General features: G+C 39.8%; 14 protein-coding genes and 4 pseudogenes. 17 read left to right on the forward strand and 1 reads right to left on the reverse strand.

The window, feature by feature from the left end; genetic code table 11:
- The first annotated feature begins 396 nt into the window (after positions 1–396).
- From pnp to HMPREF1654_RS07540, 15 genes and pseudogenes are all read left to right on the forward strand, one after another.
- Positions 397–2,577 (forward strand): polyribonucleotide nucleotidyltransferase, encoded by a 2,181-nt coding sequence (gene pnp, locus HMPREF1654_RS07475; protein ID WP_003075780.1) that lies wholly within the window; start codon positions 397–399, stop codon positions 2,575–2,577.
- 49 nt (positions 2,578–2,626) lie between these two features.
- Positions 2,627–3,211: a serine O-acetyltransferase gene (gene cysE, locus HMPREF1654_RS07480; RefSeq protein ID WP_003075768.1), complete on the forward strand. Its 585-nt coding sequence runs from the start codon at positions 2,627–2,629 to the stop codon at positions 3,209–3,211.
- A 43-nt stretch (positions 3,212–3,254) separates the two neighbouring features.
- Positions 3,255–4,022, forward strand: coding sequence for a nucleoside phosphorylase (locus HMPREF1654_RS07485; protein WP_016670415.1), 768 nt, complete (start codon positions 3,255–3,257; stop codon positions 4,020–4,022).
- A gap of 83 nt (positions 4,023–4,105) precedes the next feature.
- A complete protein-coding gene (gene cysS / locus HMPREF1654_RS07490) occupies positions 4,106–5,449 on the forward strand; it encodes a cysteine--tRNA ligase (protein WP_003075996.1) in 1,344 nt (447 codons plus the stop codon).
- A complete protein-coding gene (locus HMPREF1654_RS07495; protein ID WP_003076081.1) occupies positions 5,442–5,846 on the forward strand; it encodes a Mini-ribonuclease 3 in 405 nt (134 codons plus the stop codon). The genes cysS and HMPREF1654_RS07495 overlap by 8 nt, the downstream gene beginning before the upstream one ends.
- Positions 5,833–6,705 carry a helix-turn-helix domain-containing protein gene (locus HMPREF1654_RS07500; protein WP_003075753.1) on the forward strand — a complete coding sequence of 291 codons (873 nt, stop codon included), beginning with the start codon at positions 5,833–5,835 and terminating at the stop codon, positions 6,703–6,705. The genes HMPREF1654_RS07495 and HMPREF1654_RS07500 overlap by 14 nt, the downstream gene beginning before the upstream one ends.
- Positions 6,706–6,815: 110 nt before the next feature.
- The gene (locus tag HMPREF1654_RS07505; protein WP_003076129.1) at positions 6,816–7,946 is read left to right on the forward strand and encodes an ABC transporter ATP-binding protein; all 1,131 of its coding nucleotides are present in this window, start codon (positions 6,816–6,818) and stop codon (positions 7,944–7,946) included.
- 155 nt (positions 7,947–8,101) lie between these two features.
- Positions 8,102–8,830, forward strand: coding sequence for a 23S rRNA (guanosine(2251)-2'-O)-methyltransferase RlmB (gene rlmB, locus HMPREF1654_RS07510; protein ID WP_003076079.1), 729 nt, complete (start codon positions 8,102–8,104; stop codon positions 8,828–8,830).
- A gap of 139 nt (positions 8,831–8,969) precedes the next feature.
- Positions 8,970–9,122: a hypothetical protein gene (locus HMPREF1654_RS10055; protein ID WP_155106325.1), complete on the forward strand. Its 153-nt coding sequence runs from the start codon at positions 8,970–8,972 to the stop codon at positions 9,120–9,122.
- A gap of 142 nt (positions 9,123–9,264) precedes the next feature.
- Positions 9,265–10,134, forward strand: coding sequence for a DegV family protein (locus tag HMPREF1654_RS07515; RefSeq protein WP_003075944.1), 870 nt, complete (start codon positions 9,265–9,267; stop codon positions 10,132–10,134).
- A gap of 181 nt (positions 10,135–10,315) precedes the next feature.
- A complete protein-coding gene (rplM, locus tag HMPREF1654_RS07520) occupies positions 10,316–10,762 on the forward strand; it encodes a 50S ribosomal protein L13 (protein WP_002893769.1) in 447 nt (148 codons plus the stop codon).
- Positions 10,763–10,781: 19 nt separating this feature from the next.
- On the forward strand, positions 10,782–11,174 hold the full coding sequence (gene rpsI / locus HMPREF1654_RS07525; RefSeq protein WP_002902303.1) for a 30S ribosomal protein S9: 393 nt from the start codon (positions 10,782–10,784) through the stop codon (positions 11,172–11,174).
- 123 nt (positions 11,175–11,297) lie between these two features.
- A pseudogene (locus HMPREF1654_RS07530) lies at positions 11,298–11,888 on the forward strand (IS256 family transposase); the annotation flags it as partial.
- Between the two features lie 180 nt (positions 11,889–12,068).
- Positions 12,069–12,347 (forward strand): DUF6110 family protein, encoded by a 279-nt coding sequence (locus HMPREF1654_RS07535; protein ID WP_003075836.1) that lies wholly within the window; start codon positions 12,069–12,071, stop codon positions 12,345–12,347.
- A 1-nt stretch (position 12,348) separates the two neighbouring features.
- Complete coding sequence (locus HMPREF1654_RS07540) at positions 12,349–14,412, forward strand: heavy metal translocating P-type ATPase (protein WP_016670416.1); 2,064 nt, start codon at positions 12,349–12,351, stop codon at positions 14,410–14,412.
- 91 nt (positions 14,413–14,503) lie between these two features.
- On the opposite strand, the pseudogene HMPREF1654_RS07545 reads toward HMPREF1654_RS07540, so the two are convergent.
- Positions 14,504–14,991: pseudogene (locus HMPREF1654_RS07545) on the reverse strand (transposase); the annotation flags it as partial.
- Between HMPREF1654_RS07545 and HMPREF1654_RS07550 the strand changes: the two are divergent.
- Positions 14,967–15,211: pseudogene (locus HMPREF1654_RS07550) on the forward strand (DUF898 family protein). The pseudogenes HMPREF1654_RS07545 and HMPREF1654_RS07550 overlap by 25 nt on opposite strands.
- A 277-nt stretch (positions 15,212–15,488) precedes the next feature.
- Positions 15,489–16,535: pseudogene (locus HMPREF1654_RS07555) on the forward strand (DUF389 domain-containing protein).
- The last annotated feature ends 500 nt before the right edge of the window (positions 16,536–17,035 follow it).

Genomic DNA, 17,035 nt, shown 5'->3' on the forward strand with positions numbered 1-17,035 from the left:
CTATTCTCCTTGTTACTAGCTTTCTTTCTAGTATAGCAAAAAATAAGAATAATAGATAACATTTCAAAAATTCTTGCTAAAAAGCTATTTTAAGGCTTTTTCTTTTGGTGTAAAATATGATAAAATAAAGTTTATACGTGCTTGATACAAAGATGAGGATAGACAAAGTATAAAAAACGCTTAAACTTTCTATCAACAGTCGCGGCTATGGCAAAAGGTGTGCTGAACAGGATAATGAGTTATTTTATTGAAACAAAGCTTATGCCTAATTATGCAAGCAGAAATTTTTGGAGTGGAACTCAGGATTCATTTTTAATATCCTAAATCTATCTTGATCTTTGTAGGCAAGACGTATAAAAAATTAGAAATTGAGCATAGACTCAAAGAGGAATAATTATGGTAAAACAAATATTTAAAACCACTTTTGCTGGCAAAGAATTAGTGGTTGAAACTGGACAAGTGGCGAAGCAAGCGAACGGTAGCGTAGTGGTGCGTTATGGTGAAAGTACCGTTTTGACAGCAGCCGTTATGTCAAAGAAAATGGCGATTGGCGATTTCTTCCCGCTTCAAGTCAATTATGAAGAAAAGATGTACGCAGCTGGGAAATACCCTGGTGGCTTTAACAAACGTGAAGGGCGCCCTTCGACGGACGCGACTTTGACCGCTCGCTTAATCGACCGCCCCATTCGTCCCATGTTTGCGGAAGGTTTCCGCAATGAAGTTCAGGTTATCAATACCGTTCTTTCTTATGATGCGGATGCTTCAGCCCCTATGGCAGCTATGTTTGGTTCATCTCTTGCGTTATCAATCTCAGATATTCCTTTTAACGGACCAATTGCTGGTGTGCAAGTTGGCTATATTAATGGAGAATTGGTTATCAATCCAAGTCAAGAACAAAAGGAAGCTTCGTTATTGGAATTAACTGTTGCAGGAACTAAAGAAGCGATTAACATGGTGGAGTCTGGTGCCAAAGAATTATCAGAAGACCTGATGCTGGAAGCTCTCCTGAAAGGTCACGAGGCAGTGAAGGAATTGATTGCTTTCCAAGAAGAAATCGTGGCAGTAGTTGGAAAAGAAAAAGCAGAAGTTGAGCTTCTTCATGTGGATGAAGAATTGCAAACGGAAATTATAGCAGGCTATAACGCTGATCTTCAAAAAGCCGTTCAGGTAGAAGAAAAATTAGCTCGTGAAGCCGCAACACAAGCAGTCAAAGACGAAGTAATAGCCCTTTACGAAGAAAAATATGCTGACCACGAAGAATTTGACCGCATCATGCGTGATGTGGCTGAAATTTTAGAGCAAATGGAGCATGCAGAAGTACGACGCTTAATTACTGAAGACAAGGTTCGTCCAGATGGTCGAAAAGTAGATGAAATTCGTCCACTAGATGCTGAAATCGACTACCTGCCACGCGTGCATGGCTCTGGTCTCTTTACTCGTGGGCAAACGCAGGCTTTGTCTGTCTTGACATTAGCACCGATGGGCGAAACACAAATCGTTGATGGCTTGGATCCAGAATACAAGAAACGCTTCATGCACCACTATAACTTCCCGCAATATTCTGTCGGTGAGACAGGCCGTTATGGGGCTCCTGGCCGTCGTGAAATTGGACACGGTGCTCTTGGGGAACGTGCCTTGGAGCAAGTCTTGCCTAGTCTGGAAGAGTTTCCGTACGCAATCCGTCTGGTAGCGGAAGTCTTGGAATCAAACGGTTCTTCCTCACAAGCATCTATCTGTGCGGGCACTTTGGCTCTGATGGCCGGTGGGGTACCAATTAAAGCACCTGTAGCTGGGATCGCCATGGGGCTCATTTCAGATGGTAGCAACTACACGATTTTAACAGATATTCAAGGCTTAGAAGACCATTTCGGAGATATGGATTTCAAGGTGGCCGGTACACGTGAAGGAATTACTGCTCTTCAAATGGATATCAAGATTGAAGGAATTACTGCTGAAATCTTGCAAGAAGCATTGGCTCAAGCTAAGAAAGCACGTTTTGAAATTTTAGATTTGATTGAACGTACGATTCCAGCTCCTCGTCCAGAACTCGCTCCAACTGCTCCGAAGATTGATACTATTAAGATTGATGTTGATAAAATCAAGATTGTCATCGGTAAGGGCGGTGAAACGATTGACAAGATTATCGCAGAAACTGGCGTAAAGATTGATATAGACGAGGAAGGAAATGTGTCTATTTACTCTAGCGATCAAGATGCGATTAATCGTGCTAAGGAAATCATTACAGCTCTTGTGCGTGAGGCGAAAGTAGATGAAGTGTATCATGCCAAAGTTGTTCGAATTGAGAAATTCGGTGCTTTTGTCAATCTATTTGACAAGACAGATGCCTTAGTACACATTTCTGAAATGGCTTGGACGCGTACTAATAAGGTTGAAGATTTAGTGCAAGTTGGTGACGAGGTAGACGTTAAAGTCATTAAAGTTGATGAAAAAGGTCGTGTGGATGCCTCTATGAAAGCATTGCTTCCGCGCCCTCCTAAAGAGGACAAGGAGAAAAAACATCATCATAAAACACATAAAGAGCATAAAGTTGTTCGAGAAGAAAAGGCACAAGACTAGAAATGTTACTGCACCTTTACTTTCAGTCTAAAGCCGGAAAGGAGTCAGCATGAGTTGGTGGAAAGATACGATAGCGATTGTAAAAGAAAATGATCCAGCAGCTCGCTCCTCGCTCGAGGTGTTGTTGACTTATCCTGGTATTAAGGCTTTAGCAGCTCATCGGATTTCTCACTTTCTTTGGAATCATGGTTGTAAACTCTTAGCTCGGATGCATAGTCAATTTTGGCGTTTTTGGACCCAGATTGAGATTCATCCGGGAGCAAAGATTGCTTCGGGTGTCTTCATTGATCACGGGAGTGGTTTAGTGATTGGTGAGACGGCTGTTGTGGAAAAAGGAGTGATGCTTTATCATGGTGTTACTCTTGGAGGAACTGGCAAAGATGCTGGGAAACGTCACCCAACGGTTCGCCAAGGTGCACTCATTTCCGCTCATGCACAGCTCATTGGTCCAATTGAAATCGGTGAAAATGCTAAGGTAGGAGCGGGTGCAGTAGTGGTGGCAGATGTACCAAGTGATGTGACAGTTGTTGGTATACCGGCTAAAATCGTCCGTGTGCATGGTCAAAAAGATACTCCAACTATCAAGAATTTAGAAGAAATCCGCGAAGAAAGTTATTACTCATCTAAATTGTAGTGAGAGATGGTTGAATGTAGGCTCAAAAGAAGGTGTATATAGCGTGCTATTAGAGGAATTTGAAGATGTAGCTGGGGTTATTGAACCAACAGATAGGCAGATTATTGACAAGGGTGAAGTGTGTGAAACCATCATCCTGTCCTTTAACGGGGAAATTCTGAAACGTTTGATTGAGTCAGAAGAAGTCTATCCAGGAGGCTATTTGAAAAGCATAAACGGACAGCATCCATGGTATATTTATGGCCAAGGACCTAGTAAGCTAGCAGTTATGTTGGCTCCGATTGGGGCTCCCATGATAGTCGGCCAACTGGAGGAGTTGGCGGCCAGAGGCTTCAAGAATTTCATCATTCTAGGTTCCTGTGGCGTTTTGGACCGCTCAATTGAGGCGGATAAAATCATCCTGCCTGCGGCCGCATTGCGAGATGAAGGGACTAGCTATCACTATGCCCCACCGGGTGACGAAGTAGCCTATGACGAGTCTCTACTGGTCGAGCTGGAAGCCATTTTTGACAAGCACGATATCGAGCATATCCGCGCTAAGTCTTGGACGACCGATGCCTTTTATCGGGAAACGCCTGATAAGGTCAAGCGTCGCTTGGCAGCTGGAGCCAAAGTGGTGGATATGGAAGCTTCAGCTATCATGGCTTGGAGTCAATTTCGCAAGAGCAAGGTCTATCAGTTCTTCTACACAGCTGACTATGTGGATCATCATAATCGAACCTGGGATGCCCGCCATGAAGAGCGGACGGCTGATGCCATGACTTTTTTCACTATTGCTTTGGCAATAGCAAAGGAACTAGAAAGGAACTGAGTAGAAACAGAAAGTTTGACACTAGATGACTGCTTCTGTAGTTGATTTTATCTGCTTTCCAGTCACTCTCAGTATCGTAAAATATGATCAAAATCTATGATACTATGACTCGCAGCCTGCGTGAATTTGTGCCTATTGAGGAGGACAAGGTTCGCATGTATGTCTGCGGTCCGACGGTTTATAACTATATCCATGTCGGCAATGCCCGCTCAACAGTAGCTTTTGACACAGTTCGTCGCTATTTTGAGTATCGGGGATTTGAGGTCAATTATATTTCCAATTTTACAGATGTAGATGATAAGATTATCCATCGCGCCAAGGAAGAAGGCATCACACCAAAAGAAGTGGCTGATAAGTATATCGCAGCTTTTCGTGAGGATGTCACGGCCTTGGGTGTCAAACCTGCGACTCGCCATCCACGAGTAGTCGAGTTTATGGCTGACATTATCCGCTTTGTGGAAGACTTGATTGGAAAAGGCTTTGCCTATGAGAGTCAAGGCGATGTCTATTTCCGAGTGGAAAAGTCTCACAATTATGCCAAACTAGCCAACAAAACCTTGGCTGACTTGGAGTTAGGTGCTTCTGGTCGGACAGATGAGGAGACTGCTCGTAAGGAAAATCCAGTGGACTTTGCTCTCTGGAAAGCAGCCAAGCCGGGTGAGATTTCCTGGGACAGTCCTTGGGGAGCAGGTCGTCCGGGCTGGCACATCGAGTGTTCGGTTATGTCAACGGAGATTTTGGGAAATACCATTGATATCCACGGTGGAGGAGCAGATTTAGAGTTTCCTCACCATACCAATGAAATCGCCCAGTCAGAGGCCAAGACGGGTCAGACTTTTTCCAACTACTGGATGCACAATGGCTTTGTCAACATTGATGACGTCAAGATGTCTAAGTCTTTAGGTAATTTTATCACCGTTCATGATGCCCTCAAGACTATTGATGGTCAAGTGTTGCGTTTCTTCTTTGCTACCCAGCATTATCGCAAGCCGATTAATTTTACGGAAAAAGCCGTTCATGATGCCGCGACTAATCTCAAGTATTTGAAGAATACCTATGAGCAGCCTTTCACTGGTCAGACAGATTCAGCGCAGCTTCAAACCTTGCTGGACAAGTTCACTGCCGCTATGGACGAAGATTTCAATGCGGCCAACGGTATCACGGTTGTCTTTGAGCTAGCCAAGTGGATTAACTCAGGCAATTACACCGCTGAAGTCAAGGAAGCCTTTGCCAAGCTCTTAGAAGTTTTTGGTATTGTCTTTGTAGAAGAAGTCCTAGACGCGGACGTTGAGCACTTGATTGAGGAGCGCCAGATGGCGCGTGCTAATCGGGACTTTGCGACTGCAGACCGTATTCGGGATGAATTAGCTGCTCAGGGCATTAAGCTCTTGGATACCAAGGACGGAGTGAGGTGGACCCGTGACTGATGTCAACCTGATTAACGGCATTGCCCTCGCCTTTGAGGGAGATGCTGTCTACTCCATGTATATCCGACGTCACCTGATTTTTCAGGGGCTCACTAAGCCTAATCAGCTGCACAGGAAAGCGACCAAGTACGTTTCTGCCAAGGCTCAGGCCAATCTCATCTCTCTCATGCTGGAAGAAGGGATTCTGACAGAAAAGGAAGAGGAGATTTACAAGCGTGGCCGTAATGCTAATAGTCACACCAAAGCCAAGAATGCGGATATTGTTACTTACCGTATGTCTACAGGCTTTGAAGCAGTCATGGGCTACCTGCATATGACTGGAGCTATTGAGCGCTTAGAAGAATTAATTGACTGGTGTATTGTCAGAGTGGAGAACACAAATCATGATAAAAAGTAATTTGTTAGAATGGTTTCCTCAAGGGAAGCTTCAATCCAATCCGAGCGTAAAAGAAGATGAAGTGGCAATTCCCTTATCAAAAAATCAATGGCTGTTATTAAAAATAAGTAGCTTGACAGAAAGAGAACAACAGCTTGTTTCTTTACTGACTGGAGAAGAGTCAGCGTTTGATGGTGGACCTTGGTATGATTATCTGGTTCATAGTCGTGGCAAATTGCCAAAAAGTGTACAAAAGATACAATTTGTCCATTGTCATTTATTCCATTATGAAAACGAAACAATAGGATCTTGGTTAGAAATGATGCGAACCATATTACCTAATAGAATAGCAGATTTTCAGCTATCGTCTCAGGATTACATCTTTGTACTAGATCAAACGCAAGTCATACTTGTAAAAGATGTTCTTCGAGATACATTATCAGCTATTGAATATGACTTTAGCCTAGCTCTCACAATTCAAATCGGACAGATTTGGACTAGAATGTTTGAAGGAAGCTATTCTGAATTATTTCAAGCAGAGAATGCTCTTTTTACTAAGTGGTGGGAACAGGCTCAGCATTCTAACGTGCATTCTTTTTCACAACTTTTTTTGTGGGGGATTAGCCAAAGAGATTTCATATCGCCAATACTAACGCAGAAACTTCATCAATTGATTGAAAGTCAAGATCAACTTGTTGATATTATTGCAGCTTTATGGGAGAATGCAGCAGTTGTAACTAAGGCAGCTCAGCAGTTGTATATTCACCGTAATACTTTACAATATCACATTGATAAATGGGAAGAATTGACGGGGTTACAACTCAAAAATCTGACGGATTTGACCTTGTGCTACCATATTGTTATTAATGATTTAGTGTAATGTTTTGTGCACCCTGCACAAAACATTTTTTTTATTTTGTTCACGTTGCCATAGGATAATGAAGCGTTTTCATATATAATAAAATCATAATAGTAAAGGAGTTCCATTTTATGGTAGAATTAAATTTAAAAAACATTTATAAGAAATATCCAAATAGTGAGCATTATTCAGTTGAAGATTTTAACTTGGATATTAAAGATAAGGAATTTATCGTTTTCGTTGGTCCTTCAGGATGTGGGAAATCTACTACACTTCGTATGATTGCTGGACTTGAAGATATCACGGAAGGTGAATGTTCTATTGCTGGCCGCGTGGTCAATGATGTTGCGCCAAAAGATCGTGACATTGCCATGGTTTTCCAAAACTACGCTTTGTATCCACACATGACTGTGCATGATAATATGGCTTTTGGTTTGAAACTTCGTAAATACAGCAAGGATGATATTGAAAAACGTGTAAATGAAGCAGCAGAGATTCTTGGCTTGAAAGAATTTTTAGATCGTAAACCAGCTGACCTTTCAGGTGGACAACGCCAACGTGTAGCTATGGGACGTGCTATTGTTCGTGATGCAAAAGTATTTCTTATGGATGAACCGCTTTCTAACTTGGATGCTAAATTGCGGGTATCTATGCGGGCAGAAATTGCTAAAATCCACCGTCGTATTGGGGCAACCACTATCTATGTTACTCATGACCAAACAGAAGCAATGACTTTGGCTGATCGTATCGTTATCATGTCTGCAACAAAGAATCCTTCAGGAACGGGTACAATTGGACGTGTAGAACAAATCGGTACCCCACAAGAAGTTTACAAAAACCCAGTTAATAAATTCGTGGCAGGATTTATCGGAAGCCCAGCTATGAACTTCATCAACGTAACTTTGAAAGGTGATGAAATTGTAGCACAAGACCTTTCTCTAAAAGTACCAGAAGGTGCCTTGAAGGTACTTCGTGAAAAAGGCTATGAAGGCAAGAAACTCATTTTTGGTATTCGTCCAGAAGACATCAATACAGAAGCTGCTTTCCTTGAAACCTTCCCAGATTCAGTTGTACATGCTAAAATTTCTGTATCTGAATTACTTGGTTCTGAATCTCATTTGTATTGCCAAGTGGCTGACAATGAATTTATTGCTAAAGTAGATGCTCGTGATTATCTTAAAGCTGGAGCTGGTATTGATCTTGGTTTCGACTTGAACAAAGCGCATTTCTTTGATCCAGAAACAGAAAAGACAGTTTATTAATTTACAATGCCTTTAGAATAATGAATAAGAAGATGCAGGATGCCTTGTTTTTAATACAAGACTCCTGCATTTTTTATAGAAGAAAATTTGGATTTAACGGTAAAGTGATTTATAAATAAGAAGAAGCATTTTAAATTTTATGTTATACTAAAGTCATGGAAAATAACGATATTGTCTATGGTGTACATGCTGTAACCGAGGCCTTGATAGCTAATACGGGAAATAAACTTTATATTCAAGATGATCTTCGTGGGAAAAATGTTGCTCAGATGAAAGATTTGGCAGCAGAAAAAAAGGTTTCTATTTCTTGGACTACCAAAAAAACATTACAAGAAATGACAGGTGGTGCCGTTCATCAAGGTTTTGTTTTGCGTGTTTCAGAATTTGCTTATATGGATTTTGAAGAGATGTTGAGAATGGCAACTCAGGAAGAAAATCCTCTATTACTCATTTTAGATGGTCTAACAGATCCGCATAATTTAGGTTCGATTTTACGGACAGCTGATGCGACAAATGTTACAGGTGTCATTATTCCAAAGCATCGAGCGGTCGGTGTCACGCCAGTTGTTTCCAAGACCTCTACTGGTGCCGTGGAGCATGTTCCGATTGCTCGGGTGACCAATTTGAGACAAGTTTTGGACAAGCTGAAAAGCGCAGGTTTTTGGATTTTTGGAACGGATATGAATGGGACTCTGTCTACCAAGTGGAATACAGCAGGTAAATTAGCTCTGATTATCGGCAATGAAGGTAAAGGAATTTCTGCTAATCTTAAGAAGCAGGTGGACGAAATGATTACCATTCCCATGAATGGACATGTACAGAGCCTTAATGCTAGTGTGGCAGCGGCTATTCTCATGTATGAAGTGTTTAGAAATCGCTTATGAAAAGGCAAATTTTACTAGTTTATGCTTGCCAGATGACTGCCTTTTGAAAAGAAACTGGTCCATTTTTAAACCAAAGCAAACGGAGTATAGAGCGAATTTTTTTCCTGATAAATTGAGGAATGAGGCTAATTTTTAAGCTTTGGAAAGAATTTGTGACTTCAATGCTCAAGATATGCTTAGTGTTCGTCAGAACTTATTCAGTGTGACAGTCGTTTTGATTGATAAGAACGAAATGGTAGATGATGGCATTGAATATGAAGTAGCAAACCACGAGCTCAATCATCTGTGGTAATGAGCAATTTAAATGAGCAGTGGGATAATTTTACCTAAGGGACTGTACGTGTTTGGGTATGTAAATTCGGAAACCCACTTTGTGACCCTATAGGTAAGACAAGATTACGCAATTTACAGAAAATGATGGAGAAAAAAGAAAGATGACTTTTAAGATTTTAACGGATTCAACAGCAGATCTTCCAGAAAGCTGGGCTTTAGAAAATGATGTTCAAATTCTCGGTTTGACCATTCAGCTGGATGGAGAGACGTATAAAACAGTCGGAGATAAGAAACTAACGAGTGAGCAGCTTCTTTCTAAAATGGAAGCCGGTAGCCAGCCGACAACTAGTCAAATCAATGTTGGCCAGTTTGAAGCTATCTTTCGTCACTATGCTGAGATTGGCATGTCAGTTCTTTATATTGCTTTTGCATCTCTTTTATCAGGAACTTATCAGAGTGCAGTCATGGCACGGGATATAGTTTTAGAAGATTTTCCAGAAGCTGTCATCCAAATGATAGATACCAAGGCTGCATCTATGGGAGAAGGCCTTTTAGTGATGAAAGCAGTAGAAGCAAAAGCTGCTGGGCAAAGTTTAGAACAGGTAGTAACCTTGATAGAATCCTTACTGCCAAAAGTGCGTACTTATTTCCTCGTGGATGATTTGAACCATCTCATGCGAGGCGGACGGATTTCAAAAACGGCAGCTCTCATGGGGAATTTGGTCAATATAAAGCCGATTATTGCTGTTAAAGCAGATGGTAGGCTAGATTCTGTGGCTAAAGTTCGTGGTAAGAAAAAAGCTCATGCTGAAGTAGTGCGCATGACTTTGGAAGGTATTTCTGATCCACGTGTGGTAATTGCTTATGCAGGGGCAAACAGTCAGGATGTGGCTCAAGTATTAAAAGAGCAACTTCTTCTGTCAGATCAAGTTAATGAGGTTTTAATCCTACCATTAGGTCCCGTTATTACCACCCACACTGGTCCTGGAACTTTGGGATTATTTAGTATTGCCCATGAAAATCAAGATTAAACGGAATGAAACCGTTCTTTCATAAATAATTTACCAAATATATTGACTTTTACCCCTAAAATTTGGTATGATAGTAGGCGGTATTGTTTACCCCATTTGTAAGGCCCCGGAACCTTCCAAATAACTTGCGGACCGGAACATCCGCCCTGTAAACAAAAACGATATTCATATAGGAGAAATCATGAACAAAACAACATACATGGCTAAGCCAGGTGAAGTTGAACGGAAATGGTATGTAGTAGACGCTACTGATGTACCTCTTGGACGCCTTTCTGCTGTTGTAGCAAGCGTGCTTCGTGGAAAAAATAAACCAACCTTTACACCACACACTGATACTGGTGACTTCGTAATCGTTATCAACGCTGAAAAAGTAAAATTGACTGGTAAAAAAGCGACTGATAAGATTTACTACACTCACTCTATGTACCCAGGTGGATTGAAACAAATCTCAGCAGGTGAGCTTCGCTCTAAGAACGCTGTTCGCTTGATTGAAAAATCAGTTAAAGGTATGCTTCCGCACAATACTCTTGGCCGCGCTCAAGGTATGAAGCTGAAAGTATTTGTAGGCGCTGAGCACACTCACGCTGCACAACAACCAGAAGTTCTTGATATTTCAGGACTTATCTAAGGAAAGGAACAAATAAGCTATGTCACAAGCACAATATGCAGGTACTGGACGTCGTAAAAACGCTGTTGCACGCGTTCGCCTTGTTCCAGGAACTGGTAAAATCACTGTAAACAAAAAAGATGTTGAAGAGTACATCCCACACGCTGATCTTCGCTTGGTTATCAACCAACCATTTGCAGTTACTTCAACTGTTGGTCAGTATGACGTTTTCGTAAACGTTGATGGTGGTGGCTACGCTGGTCAATCAGGAGCTATCCGTCACGGTATCGCTCGTGCCCTTCTTCAAGTAGACCCAGACTTCCGCGATTCATTGAAACGCGCAGGCCTTCTTACTCGTGATGCTCGTATGGTAGAACGTAAGAAACCAGGTCTTAAGAAAGCTCGTAAAGCTTCACAATTCTCAAAACGTTAATTAGTTACTGGACAGCAGAATACAAACGAAAACACTTTGCATCTTGCAAGGTGTTTTTTTCTATGAGAACTGGCGGTGCGCAATTAGGATAGCTCTAGCGACTTTAGTCGCATAGAGATATGCTATGCACAGTTGCCTCAAGAAAACAATGCTTCTTGGTCCACCCTGTTAGACAAGCTTCAAAACCAAGGAATCCAACAGGTTTCTCTTGTAGTTACAGATGGCTTTAAGGGGCTTGAGCAGATTATCAGTCAGGCTTACCCATTAGCTAAACAACAATGTTGCTTAATTCATATTAGTCGAAATCTAGCTAGTAAAGTGAAACGAGCAGATAGAGCGGTTATTCTGGGGCAATTTAAAATGATTTATCGTGCTGAAAATTTAGAAATGGCAGTACAAGCTTTAGAGGACTTTCTCGCCGAATGGAAACCAAAGTATAGGAAAGTCATGGAAAGTCTTGAGAAGACGGATAATCTTTTAACTTTTTATCAGTTTCCCCACCAGATTTGGCACAGCATGTATTCGACAAACCTCATTGAGTCTCTTAACAAAGAAATCAAACATCAAACGAAAAAGAAGGTTCTTTTTCCTAATGAGGAGGCTCTGGAACGTTACTTAGTTACGTTGTTTGAAGATTATAATTTCAAGCAAAGTCAACGAATCCATAAAGGGTTTGGTCAATGTTCTGATACACTTGAAAGCTTATTTGATTAACACTCCGTAACTCTACTTGAGTGTTTACACATAATTATTGACAGTATCAAAAAATAAAGTATATTGTTTTCATCATAATATAATTAGATATCAGTATAGAGAATTTTATCTATATATCAGATATCAGCAATTGCTTTTGCTGTCATTTTTCGCTACAATAGTTACAAGGAGGAAATAAACATGTTAAAAGAAGTATTAAACGTCGCAAAAGTTGCGAAAAAATCATCTCTCTTCTTAGGAGGGGTAGCATTTGGGACGCTTGGCTTGAAAGTCTTAGCAAGTAAAGAAGCTAAAAAAGCCTATTCTAAGGCCTTGGCTAAAGGTTACAAATTGAAAGATGGACTGGATGCATCTGTTTCTGTTGTAAAACAACACGGTGATGATGTTTTACAAGACGCTAAATATTTATACGAACAGGAAAAGAAAGAAGAACAATTAGATAGCCTGATAGGTGAATAATATGTCTTTTAAAGTGCTACACAGAGGATATCAACATATCCGATTGTCATCCTCGTTTTCACTGACCTTGGATATTCAAGCTTATCTTCGTTCCTTGGCTAGAGATGAAAAAGGGATCGACTCTATTCAGTTTTATATGGATCAGCAGCACTTTACTCTACGTATGAGAGAAGGCTTCTCTGTATTAGAAAATGCAGAGGCCTTTTTAAAAAGAATTGATAAGGGGAAAGTTTCGGACTTGATGACTCTTCCCATTCGTAGAGAAGAGAGTGCTTATTCAATTGTATCGGGTGCAGCGATTAAGCGTTGTCTGTTTCGAAGTTTTGTACCCTACCCTATTCGTTATATTTGGACTTGTTATCAGGCTTTGGGTTATGTCAAAGAAGCCTATCAAACTTTAGCGCGCAAGGAACTAACCATGGAAGTCTTGGACTGTTCGGCCATTTTGTTGTCCTTGTTTATGAACCAATCCAAGACAGCTAGCAACATCATGTTTATGCTTGATCTGGGTAATCATCTGGATCAGTGGTCTTTGAAAAAAACAGCAACAGATTTGGAACAAAGCCTTCTTGCTAAAGAAAGTGATGTTTTCTTAGTGCAGGGAGACATGGTCATCAGCATCAAGAGTTCTGATGTTCAAGTAGGTGATGTATTAGTTGTCTCCCAAGGGAATGAAATCTTGTTTGACGGCCAAGTGGTTTCAGGATTAGGCATGGTCAATGAGAGTTCCTTGACTGGAGAGAGCTTCCCTGTTGAAAAGAAAGAGGGAGATTCTGTATGTGCGAATACTGTTTTGGAAACAGGAGAGTTAAGAATTCGTGTGACTGATAATCAGATAAACAGTCGTATTTTGCAACTCATCAATCTAATGAAAAAATCTGAAGAGAGTAAGAAGACAAAACAACGTCATTTTATTAGGATGGCAGACAAGGTTGTAAAATATAACTTCTTAGGTGCTGGTTTGACTTATCTGTTAACAGGTTCGTTTTCAAAAGCCATTTCCTTTTTATTGGTGGATTTTTCATGTGCTCTAAAAATATCCACACCTGTAGCCTACCTTACGGCCATAAAGGAAGGTCTAAATCGAGAAATGGTTATTAAAGATGGTGATGTATTAGAAAAATATCTGGAAGTGGATACTTTCTTGTTTGATAAAACGGGTACCATCACGACGAGTTATCCTTTGGTTGAAAAGGTTCTTCCTTTCGGAGATTATACTGAGAAAGATATTTTAAGAATAAGTGCATGTTTGGAGGAACATATCTATCATCCTATTGCCAATGCAATTGTTAAACAAGCTGAAATTGAAGGCATTGAACACGAAGAAATGCATGGCAAGCTTCAGTATGTTGCAAGCAAAGGGATTAAATCGCAAATTGATGGTCAATCGGTTGTCATTGGAAATTATGTACTAATGCAAGACGAACAGGTAAGAATTAGTTCTGAGCAGCTGGCCTTGATTGAGCAATATAAGACTCATTACAATTTATTGTTTTTGGCTTATAAGAAAGAATTAATTGGGATGTTTTGTATCCACACTCCCTTGAGAAGCGAGGCGAAAGCTGCATTGAAAAAGCTAAAACGCCAAGGGAAAAAACTGATTCTGGCAACTGGTGAAACGTTGGCTAGAACAGAAGAGTTGGTTAAAGATCTGCCATTTGACAACGTCTATACTGATTTAAAACCAGATGGTAAGTTTCAGTTGGTTCAGGAATTACAGAAAGCTGGCCGAACTATTTTGATGGTTGGAGACGGGTTAAACGACTCTGCTGCCTTGACGCTTGCAGATATTGGGGTTGTGATGAATGAAAGTGCTGATATTTCTAAGCAGATGAGTGATATTTTATTATTAGATAATCGTTTAGATTTCTTCGAGGAATTGAATTCTTTATCTGAATCGTTGCAGAAATTAATTCAAAGAAATATTCAAGAAACAGTTGTAATAAATGGAAGTTTAATTGGATTTGGGTTGTTAAATTGGTTAAGCCCATCTAATCTTTCGATATTGCACAATCTGACTACTTTAAGAATCGTCCTTCGTAGTCTTTCTATTAAAAGTAGGTAAGAGACCGAGAAGCTGAGGTTATAAAAACTAAAAGGAGTTGTCTCATTTGAGAATAACGGCTCTTTGTCAACTGTAGTGGGTTGATGGAAAATTATACCCTGGAGAGGACCAAATTGGTTCTCTCCTTTTTGATGTTCAATGCAATGAGGATTCTAGTTTTGAAGTTTTAAAGTTCCGGAAGCCAAAAGCATTTCGTTTGATGATCTTGATGAGGTTATTAGTAGCTTCTAGTTTTGCGTTTGAGTAGGGCGGTTCTAGTGCATTTATGATCTTGCTCTTATCTTTCAAAAAGGTCTTAAAAACAGTTTGAAAAATAGGATTTACACAAGAAATTGTTTCTTCAATAAGCTCAAAGAGATGGTCAGCTTGTTTCTCTTGAAAATGAAAGAGTAATAGTTGATAGAGGTCATAGTGCTCTCTAAGTTCTTGAGAGTATGCAAGAAGGTTTTCGAGAATCTCTTTATTGGTCAAGTGTGAGCGAAAAGTTGGGAGATAAAAACGTTTATCACTGAGTTTACGGCTCTCCTGTTGAATGAGTTTCCAGTAACGTTTTAGTGCCTTATGTTTGTGTGATTTCCGATGGGATCGCAACACCTTGGGCGGTTTGCAGATGCAAAATTGGAAAACCAAGCATACGGTAGTGGATGGTCAACGTCTGTACTTTGACGGGACTGGAGCACAACTGTTCGGTAACTGGATTAAGTGGTTTCTTCTAACCATCATCACGTTTGGAATCTATGGCTTCTGGTTGCAAATAAAAATGGAGCAATGGATTGTCAAACACACTCATCATGTTTAATCATTAAACTGCGTCTTCTTTTATAGGAGATACCGTTCTTCCTTCTTTGAATAAGGAATCTAAAATTTCTGGCTTTCTCTATCTGTTCAATTGATAGATTTCTTCAGAAAAAGGCTGTAAAATTTTTGATATAATGTTAAGGATGGACTGATGGCTACTTAAAGGAAAATTTTCAAAAGAATAATAGGTGAGAATTTAAAGTATGTAAGATTGGACAGAAGTCTCTCTACCATCATCCAGGCAGAAACAAAATTATATGAAATAAAAGGAGTAACCGATGACCGGAAACTATTCAACACGGGAATACCGTGAGAAATTATATGATGATCTTCATGTTCGATTAAGAGATACAGTGATTTTGATGTGTGCGATTTTTATTGCCTCTATAGGTCTAAATATGAATTCAACAGCTGTCATTATTGGAGCCATGCTGATTTCCCCTCTTATGACACCGATTGTTGGACTCGGATTTGGTTTAGCTATTTTTGATACGCGTTTAATCAAGCAATCTCTAGAGGTTTGATTTACTCAAGTATTGGTCAGCTTGCTTGTATCGACTCTGTATTTTTGGATTTCTCCCTTATCTTATGCAAGTAGCGAGTTGATTGCACGAACCTCTCCAACCATTTGGGATGTTCTCATTGCTATTGCTGGTGGGATAGCAGGTGTCATTGGTTCAAGAAAAAAAGAAGCAAACAATATCGTGCCAGGAGTAGCCATTGCAACAGCTTTGATGCTACCTATCTGTACTGCAGGCTATGGTTTAGCTAATAGAAATGTACGATTTTTATTTGGGGCTCTCTATCTTTTCTTGATTAACTGTGTCTTTATCATACTAACCAACATTGTTGGAACAAGAATTTTGATGAGAAAATCTCCTTTAAGTTCATTTAAAGAGCTAAACATTAAAATGAAAATTGGCTTGATATCCTTGATTGTATTATTGGTTCTTCCAGCCAGTTATTCAGCAGTCACTCTGACGATAGATCAAGCGCGAAAAGAAGGGATCAAACAGTTTGTAGGAAAAGAGTTCGCCAATCATACGGTCATTAATCAAGTCTACAAGTCAAGGAATAATGAATTGGTCTTGACGGTTGTTGGAGATCCAATTTCAGAAGAATTAGAAACCATTCGCCAAAAACAAGCCTCTTACGGTATTCAATCTGTTCAATTGAAAGTCAATCAAGTCCATAATTCGACAAAATTAGATAGTGAGACGACCAAGAAATTTTACGAAAACATTGACAAGTATATCGATCAAAAACTCTCTGAAAAAGATTCACAAAACGATCTCGTAAAAGAAAATGAAGCAGACAAGGATTGAGGACGATGAACTGAATAGGTTTTTATGCCGTGTTTTTCTTGTTTGTTCTTCTTTCTTACCTATAACGAAATAAAATTGATGAATACGAGATTTTTCTTTAGATGAAAGAAAGTACATAGAAGTAAGGGGTAGTATAAATGAGTAAAGTATTTTACTGAAAATTCAATTTATAAAAAAACAACCAGAAAGAAAATATTAATTTTGCGGTTTTTCTTTCTGGTTGTTTTCTGATAACGGAGGTTTGCTCAAATGCTATAAGAAATAAATTAGGAGGTCTATCATCTAAAAAAATGTATGTAACAAAAAATAATTTAACTAATGGTGTGAACTTTTTAGTATTTATCAGCTCAATTCGTGTATTTTTAGGATAAAGTTCACACTATTTAAATGAAATATATTCAAATTAGATGAAATTGTTCTTTCTGAAAACGTGGGAAAACATTGATTTTAAGCCCATCTTGGAACTTATTCAAATAGAAATGTTTCCAACCAGGCTTGAA

This window comes from Streptococcus intermedius SK54 = ATCC 27335, assembly GCF_000413475.1.
Lineage (GTDB): Bacteria > Bacillota > Bacilli > Lactobacillales > Streptococcaceae > Streptococcus > Streptococcus intermedius.

Excerpts from the sequence above, each read along its gene's own strand:
- pnp (WP_003075780.1), top strand. The coding sequence starts at position 397 with ATGGTAAAACAAATATTTAAAACCACTTTTGCTGGCAAAGAATTAGTG.
- cysE (WP_003075768.1), top strand. The coding sequence starts at position 2,627 with ATGAGTTGGTGGAAAGATACGATAGCGATTGTAAAAGAAAATGATCCA.
- cysS (WP_003075996.1), top strand. The coding sequence starts at position 4,106 with ATGATCAAAATCTATGATACTATGACTCGCAGCCTGCGTGAATTTGTG.
- HMPREF1654_RS07500 (WP_003075753.1), top strand. The coding sequence starts at position 5,833 with ATGATAAAAAGTAATTTGTTAGAATGGTTTCCTCAAGGGAAGCTTCAA.
- HMPREF1654_RS07505 (WP_003076129.1), top strand. The coding sequence starts at position 6,816 with ATGGTAGAATTAAATTTAAAAAACATTTATAAGAAATATCCAAATAGT.
- rlmB (WP_003076079.1), top strand. The coding sequence starts at position 8,102 with ATGGAAAATAACGATATTGTCTATGGTGTACATGCTGTAACCGAGGCC.
- HMPREF1654_RS07515 (WP_003075944.1), top strand. The coding sequence starts at position 9,265 with ATGACTTTTAAGATTTTAACGGATTCAACAGCAGATCTTCCAGAAAGC.
- rplM (WP_002893769.1), top strand. The coding sequence starts at position 10,316 with ATGAACAAAACAACATACATGGCTAAGCCAGGTGAAGTTGAACGGAAA.
- rpsI (WP_002902303.1), top strand. The coding sequence starts at position 10,782 with ATGTCACAAGCACAATATGCAGGTACTGGACGTCGTAAAAACGCTGTT.
- HMPREF1654_RS07535 (WP_003075836.1), top strand. The coding sequence starts at position 12,069 with ATGTTAAAAGAAGTATTAAACGTCGCAAAAGTTGCGAAAAAATCATCT.
- HMPREF1654_RS07540 (WP_016670416.1), top strand. The coding sequence starts at position 12,349 with ATGTCTTTTAAAGTGCTACACAGAGGATATCAACATATCCGATTGTCA.